The 7,014-nt window shown below is 67.6% G+C and carries 7 protein-coding genes, 1 pseudogene and 2 CRISPR repeat arrays; of the genes and pseudogenes, 4 read left to right on the plus strand and 4 right to left on the minus strand.

The annotated features are described in order from the left end of the window. The first annotated feature begins 148 nt into the window (after nucleotides 1-148). Entirely contained in the window at nucleotides 149-667 is a 519-nt protein-coding gene (locus ACWD01_RS36770) for a hypothetical protein (protein WP_451168252.1), read from the plus strand. A 136-nt stretch (nucleotides 668-803) separates the two neighbouring features. Then, nucleotides 804-1,120, plus strand: a pseudogene (locus tag ACWD01_RS36775) (transposase); the annotation flags it as partial. Between the two features lie 27 nt (nucleotides 1,121-1,147). Here ACWD01_RS36775 and ACWD01_RS36780 read toward each other — a convergent pair. Next, the gene (locus ACWD01_RS36780; protein ID WP_451168254.1) at nucleotides 1,148-1,528 is read right to left on the minus strand and encodes an Imm10 family immunity protein; all 381 of its coding nucleotides are present in this window, start codon (nucleotides 1,526-1,528) and stop codon (nucleotides 1,148-1,150) included. Between the two features lie 162 nt (nucleotides 1,529-1,690). Then, nucleotides 1,691-2,024: direct repeats of the CRISPR family, unit length 28 nt; unit sequence GGACCATCCCCGCGGGTGCGGGGAGCAG. Nucleotides 2,025-2,416: 392 nt separating this feature from the next. Then, a complete protein-coding gene (locus ACWD01_RS36785; protein WP_451168256.1) occupies nucleotides 2,417-2,944 on the minus strand; it encodes a ferredoxin in 528 nt (175 codons plus the stop codon). Between the two features lie 153 nt (nucleotides 2,945-3,097). Then, nucleotides 3,098-3,429: direct repeats of the CRISPR family, unit length 28 nt; unit sequence GGACCATCCCCGCGGGTGCGGGGAGCAG. A gap of 327 nt (nucleotides 3,430-3,756) precedes the next feature. Between ACWD01_RS36785 and ACWD01_RS36790 the strand changes: the two genes are divergently transcribed. Next, nucleotides 3,757-4,458, plus strand: coding sequence for a hypothetical protein (locus ACWD01_RS36790; RefSeq protein ID WP_451168264.1), 702 nt, complete (start codon nucleotides 3,757-3,759; stop codon nucleotides 4,456-4,458). A gap of 208 nt (nucleotides 4,459-4,666) precedes the next feature. On the opposite strand, the gene ACWD01_RS36795 is transcribed toward ACWD01_RS36790, so the two are convergent. Beyond that, entirely contained in the window at nucleotides 4,667-5,650 is a 984-nt protein-coding gene (locus tag ACWD01_RS36795; RefSeq protein WP_451168258.1) for a helix-turn-helix domain-containing protein, read from the minus strand. Between the two features lie 121 nt (nucleotides 5,651-5,771). Here ACWD01_RS36795 and ACWD01_RS36800 point away from each other — a divergent pair, with 121 nt between their 5' ends. Continuing rightward, nucleotides 5,772-6,647 carry an NAD(P)-dependent oxidoreductase gene (locus ACWD01_RS36800; protein WP_451168260.1) on the plus strand — a complete coding sequence of 292 codons (876 nt, stop codon included), beginning with the start codon at nucleotides 5,772-5,774 and terminating at the stop codon, nucleotides 6,645-6,647. Nucleotides 6,648-6,682: 35 nt separating this feature from the next. Here the strand turns inward: ACWD01_RS36800 and ACWD01_RS36805 are convergent. Further along, on the minus strand, nucleotides 6,683-7,014 hold a 332-nt coding region (locus ACWD01_RS36805), incomplete at its 5' end, for a transposase (protein WP_451168262.1).

The following is a 7,014-nucleotide window of genomic DNA, read 5'->3' on the forward strand; positions in this document are numbered from 1 at the left end:
CTCTTCAAGACCGCCCCTGACTAACTACCGCCCGCTACACTCCAGCCGCCCGGCATCGTCCCAGGTCAGACACCAAAGTCCTGCTGGAGTACTAGGGCCTGTCTGGTGAGTCGGCAGGATCTCATTGCCTGCCTTCTAGGCTGGCGCCATGGACCACGGGCTCACTCACGAGGAAAACGCCTTCATCAACTTTCGACACTACGTCCGGGATCCGAAGGAGCACGGGTTTCGGTGGGTTGACGTCAAGCAGCTCCGCTTCTCTGCGGAGTCGGTGGACGATAGAGGGCTGCTTGCCGCACTGATTGGGCATGAGCAGTTCCGGGACGACTATGCAGGTGGTGGAGTGCTGCCGGACGGGCCCCGGCACGGTCCGTATTGGCTGCGGTTGATCACTCCCGTCCTGTACGAGTCCATCAGCCAGGAGAAGGCCGTGCAGATCCTGCGGGAGTGGGTGGATCCGCTCTGGGACGTGCCCACCGAGCTGGAGGCAGATCTGCAGCGGGAGGTGTTCGCACGCCTGGCCGCAGCCGATGGCATCTACTACCTCAGCGAGCTCGGTGATGAGGCGATTCATGACTGGGGCCGCGTGCACGACTACTTCCAAGAGTTCGTGCTCATCGACCGCTCGGCTGGGCGGATCACGCTCATCGTCGCCGCCGACGACTGAGGCAACCACCGGGGCATCCGCTGCGGTGGCTGACATCAGTAGCGGAGCCACAACCGAATCGCCGCAAGAGTGACCGTGCCGTGGAAGACGTAGGTTCTCTTGTCGTAGCGAGTCGCCACGGCTCTGGAGCCCACAGGAGGTCGTCCTGCCGGACCGCGCGTATTCATCCCGCGCGATCCGGAGTCCCTCCGTCGGCGCGGTATCCGCGCTGTCATCCCCCAGCCGTCCGACCAGGTCGGCCACCGTCTGCGGCAAGGCCGTGACGGAGGCCGACCCCCCGCCTTCGACGCCGAGACATACAAGCAGCACAACGCGGTCGAACGCTGCATCAACCGGCTCAAGCAGTGGCGTGGTCTGGCCATGCGAACGGACAAGCTGGCCATCGCCTACCAGGCCGCACTCCACCGCGCAGCCACCCTCATCTGGGCGCGACGAAGACCGCTGTCGTGGTGAGGTGATCACCTTCAGCCCACGCTCAGGTCACGTGAGGTGCAGAACGGGGACCTTCAGCGAGTTCCCGTACGTGAGCACCTTCTTCAAGCCGGTCCGGAGCTCACGGATGTCGACGCCTGGATCGATCCCCAAGATGATGACTTCGGGCGGTAGTTCCAGCTCTTCCATGGACTCGGCCCGGAACCGGAGTATGAGCCGACCTGGCAGCAGGGCTGCCTCTTCAAGGCCGCCGTAATCGACGCCCTCGCTCTCATTCACGATGCAGTAGCTGTCCAGTTCAAGATCGATCTCCTGCTGGCCCGGCTCTTCGAGCATGCGCTGCAGATCGAAGTAGTGGGCGTCTTCGGTGTCGTCCTCGGCAATGAACACGGTGAACGTCTGCCCAGTAACCGCCTCCCCGACCTCCATGTGGCGAATGGTCCAGTACGGCATGCACGGGTCGGCCATCTGTCACTGCTCCAATCCTTGGGGTCTCGCCGGTCCCTGAAAATCGCCCCAAGCTCCAATGTGGGCAAGGCCGGTGGTGACGATCTCCTCGATCACGAGCACGACGATCTCATCGTTCCTTGGGGACCATCCCCGCGGGTGCAGGGAGCAGATGAGCTGGGCGGCTTCGGCGTGTTCGTCGGGGGGACCATCCCCGCGGGTGCGGGGAGCAGCCCAAGTCGATCCGTAACCGGCACGGGCTGCTGGGACCATCCCCGCGGGTGCGGGGAGCAGACGCCCTTCTTCCCGTCGACCCAGCCGTCATGGGGACCATCCCCGCCGGTGCGGGGAGCAGGACCTCATCGGTGTCTACGCGAGCCGATCAGAGGGGCCATCCCCGCAGGTGCGGGGAGCAGCAGATCTCGCCGTCACGGACGACGACGAGCCGGGGACCATCCCCGCGGGTGCGGGGAGCAGAGCGGGCAGCGAGTTGTGGCGAACTGGGCCCAGGGGCCATCCTCGCGGATGCGGGGAGGCAGGAGGAGCGGTACAGCTGGCCGGCCACATTGGCGGGGCCATCCCCGCGGGAGCGGGGAGCAGTGCCCGGTCATGTCGGCCACGTGGTACGTGATGGGACCATCCCCGCGGGTGCGGGGAAGTAGCTCTTCGGCTTCGCCGGCCACGCTCGGCGGCGAAACCAGCCCGCCCGCCTCCGACCACGCTGCATACAAGCACCGCAACGGAGTGGCGGATGATGACAGGCTCAGGGCTTCCAACGCAGTAGCGACGCGCTGGACGAACGCGCCTACATGTACCACGGCACGGCCACCGTCGCCATGATCCGCCACTCCGACTGACCCGACACCACAGCTAGAGTTCCGGCAGTCGGTCCGCGAGCGTGGGAGGGCGTCGCTCGTCGAGCCAGAAGAGATAGACCCGCAGATGCGCAGCCAACTCGCCGTCCAGGTAGGCGGTGTAGTTCTCGACAGCAGGGGCCACACCCTGCCCCGACCGGGCGTCGTCGGCCTCCCAATCGGCTCGCCCGGCCACCAGGTACTCCCTGATCCGCTCACGTTCGCGCCACCACTCCCGGACCGCTGCCGGCGTCCAGTGCGCGTCGCCGTCACAGCCGTAGCCGGAGAACGCCTCAGCCTCCGCTGCGTCGACCAGTTGCTGAAGCTCCTCCGCCGTCCGTGGCTGCCGGCATACGTACTCGGTGAAGTACTCGCCCTCGTAGAGCACGAGCCCCGGGGCATGAATCCGGCCGGTACCGCAGTTGTCGGTGTCGGCCCCATAGAACGGTCCGGGCACGTTGAGCCACTTCCGGTCCGACCACTGCCCCTGGAACGCTGCCCGCGCATCACCGAGCAGAGGCACCGGATCGAAGTAGAGGTCCACAGCGCAAGGTTAGCCAGGTTCCGAAGGATTCGCCGGACACGGCATAACGGGGCGCGGGGCTCAGATCACGTCAACGGCGCTCTGATCGGTGGCCAAGAACCCTGCGAATGCGGGGAGCAGATGAGCTGTTCGGGCAGCGCGTGGGCGGTGGTGGGACCATCCCCGCGGGTGCGGGGAGCAGAAACCGAACATGCCGGAACACGAGGGGGAGACGGACCATCCCCGCGGGTGCGGGGAGCAGGTCATCTCCGGCACCGGACTGATCGCCCCGACGGGACCATCCCCGCGGGTGCGGGGAGCAGAATCTTCCGATGGCGAGCGACTTGGGGTCGGCGGGACCATCCCCGCGGGTGCGGGGAGCAGAGTTCGTTGCTGCGGCGGACGAGGGTGCGGACGGGACCATCCCCGCGGGTGCGGGGAGCAGGGGGCGCCGGTCACGGTCAGGGTCTGGACCTCGGGACCATCCCCGCGGGTGCGGGGAGCAGACTGCCTGACCTGCCGTTCTTTCAGCAGTCGAGGCGTTCTGACGTAGTTTCACTGAAATGGACATTTCCCCTGAATGGTGGATCTTGGCAAGGCGGAGACCGGTTCAGGCTAGTCGATTGCTCGCCCGCGGGTGACCCGGCGGGTCAGGGCGGAGTGTCCGAAAAGACCGGGGCAGTGTCGTCGATAGCGTGTGGTCGCGGGCCCGGGTTGCCTCCCTGGCAAGTCGTGGCCAGGGCCCGCCCCACGCGAAGCGAGAGCACTGCGACAGCAGGTCGTGATCGAGCCCGTTGGGTTCCTCGGAGTGACTGACGCACTGGTCCAGCCGGCTGTCGCAGGGAACCACCATCGTTACGCATTTCCGCAACGTGAACGCGGTGGACCACTTCTACTGGTTCGACATGCCCGAAAGCGGCGACACCGAACTACACGCGGAAGCCGCGAAGGCCGACTGGGTACGCACGGATGAGTGGCGTACCCGGCCGTCCCACGTCTTCAGCACCGCTGTAGCGTTGTCCGTAAACGAACAGGGGGATTCAATGACGAGGTCCTTGCACTTCAGCTGGGAACTGAGCGGCTCCGGCTGGGCGACGTGCAGGATCTGGGACGGCTCGACGAAGCACCGGGACATCGTCAGCTACTGCACAAACGCGCTCGCCGACTTGTTGAAAGGCGTGACGGGCCTCTACGGCCCCCATGGCATCCAGCGGTTCTCGTTCGACCTCGAACCGGCAGAGGCACGGTGGATTCTTCGTCGCCGAAACAGCGACGTGCACGTCACGATCCGTCGCTTCCCGGACATGTCGACGAGCTTCGACGCACCGGACGGGAAGGGCACCCTCGTGTGGACGTCCACACGTCCTCGCACCTCCCTGGCACATGCGGTTCTGGTGGCTGCTGAGAAGGTGCGGCGAACCCACGGCGAGGACGGCTACCTCCAGAAGTGGCGCCTTCACGCCTTCCCCACCACCGAACTGGAAACCCTTCGTCACCTGCACCTGGCAGCGGATGACTGCGCTCTCCAGCACTGAACCAACGGCGCTTCACGGCGCAAACAAAAGCTGAGTCAGAACCGCTTCTTATGCGCAGAGCCAGCCATCGGTGGGGCCAGTCCTTCGTGCTGCCGGGCGGGTTGTCAGCTCTGACCGGTGAAGGGGTTCCTGGGTGGCCTGGTAGCGGTAGGACTCGGTGCCGGTCCCCTGCACGCACTCTTCCGTGCGTACAAGCCCCAGCTCGCTATTACGAAGGTAGCCCCGGGGGCCTGAACGACTTGCGGTAGTCGGTGGGGGAGACCCCCACCGTCCGGGTGAAGTGGTGGCGCAGGTTCGCCGCCGTGCCCAGGCCGCTGCGGTCGCCGATCTGCTCCACCGGCAGGTCGGTCGACTCCAGCAGGCTCTGTGCCCGGCCGATGCGCTGCTGCAACAGCCACTGCAGCGGCGTCGTGCCGGTCGCCTCCCGCAGCCGCCGGTAGAAGGTGCGCGGGCTCAGCCCGGCCCGGCGCGCCAGGTCGTCGACGGTGAGCGGCTCGTGCAGCCGCTCGGCCGCCCACTGGAGTACGGGAGCCAGGCCCGCGTCGTCGTCGCGGGGCACCGGCGCCTCGATGAACTGGGCCTGGCCGCCCGAGCGGTGGGCCTGCACGACGAGGCGCCGCGCCAGCTGGTTGGCGACTGAGGCCCCCAGATCGCGGCGGACCAGGTGCAGGCACAGGTCGAGCGCGGCGGTGGCCCCGGCGCTGGTGAGGACCCCGCCCTCGTCGGTGTAGAGGACCGAGTCGTCGACGACCACCTTGGGGTGGCGGGCCGCCAGCTGGGCGGTGTGACTCCAGTGCGCGGTGGCCCGGCGGCCGTCGAGGAGCCCGGCCGCGGCGAGCGCGAAGGCGCCGGTGCATAGGGAGACCATCCGGGCCCCAGAGGCGGCGGCTTCGCGCAGGGCTGCTACCAGATCGGCCGGGACCTCCTGGCCGTCCTCGACGACCGCGTCGGGCACGGACGGCACGATGACCGTGTCGGCGCCCACGAGCGCGTCCAGGCCGTACTCCGTACGCAGGGAGATTGCCCCGGCCGGGGCGTTGCCGCAGAGCCTCAGCTCGTACCAGGGGTCGGCCAGGTCGGGCTGCGGGATGCCGAACACCGTGCAGGCGATGGAGAGTTCGAACAGCTCCCAGAGGGAGACCCCCGAGCGAGGGTCGGGGACGACGGCCACGGCGACGACACCTGCGCTCATTCACCGATCCTAACCCGGCCCCGTGGCAGGAATTTTGCGTACATGGTCAGTCCTGCCACTGTCACGCCCCTTCCGCTCCTGCGAGTGTGGATCTTGTTCAAGGACCGCCACAGACAAGGAGTTGTCACTCATGAACGCACAGAACGTCACCGTCATCGGTCTGGGACAGATGGGCGCGGCGCTCGCCGGTGCCCTCCTGGACGCCGGGCACACCACGACCGTCTGGAACCGCAGTCCCGAGAAGGCCGGGCCCCTCGTCGCCCGGGGCGCGGTCCGCGCGGAGACGGTCGCCGAGGCCGTCGCCACGAGCGACCTGGTCCTGGTGTGCGTCCTCGACTACCCGGCCGTACGCGAACTCCTCGGCCCCGTAAAGGAGTCGCTGCGCGGCAAGGCCCTGGTCAACCTCACCTCAGGCTCGCCCGAGCAGGCGCGCGAGGAGGCGAAGTGGGCGGCCGGGCAGGGGATCGCGTACCTCGACGGCGGCATCATGACGACCCCGCCCGGCGTCGGCGACAGCGCCCACATGTTCCTCTACAGCGGCGCCCCCGAGGTCCTGGCCGCGCACCGCGACACCCTGGCCGTCCTCGGCGACCCCGTCGACCTCGGGACGGACGCGGGGCTCGCCTCGCTGTACGACTCCGGGCTGCTCGGCCTCATGTGGTCCGTCTTCGGCGGCTGGCTGCACGCCACCGCGCTGGCCGGCGCGGACGGGGTCGCGGCGAGGGACTTCACGACGATCGCCTGCCGCTGGCTGAAGACGGTGTCCTGGTTCATGACCGGGTACGCCGAGCAGATCGACGCGGGCGAGTACCCCGGCCACGACGCCACCATCGACGTGCAGGTCGCCGCGATCGGCCACCTGCTGCACGCCGGGGCCGACCGGGGCATCGACCCCCGACTGCCCGAACTGCACCTGGAGTTGATGCGTCAGATGGTGGCCGCCGGACACGGGGGCGACAGCTACGCCCGCGTGATCGACGCCTTCCGTAAAAGCTAGGTCGTCAACGCCGCTGCGTTACTGACTTCGGCTTTTCAGGGTGACTCTGGATCGTCGGGGGTCAGGCTGGTGTCGGCTATGAAGCCGTCGAGGGTGTCGGGCCGGTACTGAAGGCGCTTGAGCCGGTTGCGTACGTGGGCTTCGAGTCGGTCGAGGGCGAGTACGGCGAGGTTGGCCAGGCTGCGCTTTACGTGCGCCCACACCCCCTCGACGGGGTTGAGGTGGGGCGAGTAGGCGGGCAGCAGGAATACCGTCAGCCATTCACGCTCGGTGATCAGCTCACGCATGGCGTGGGAGACGTGGGTGTTCAGCCGGTCCCACACCAGCACGATGGGCGCCTTGACCAGTTGGTGGACGCCGTCGATCA

The organism is Streptomyces sp. NPDC002835, from assembly GCF_053591995.1.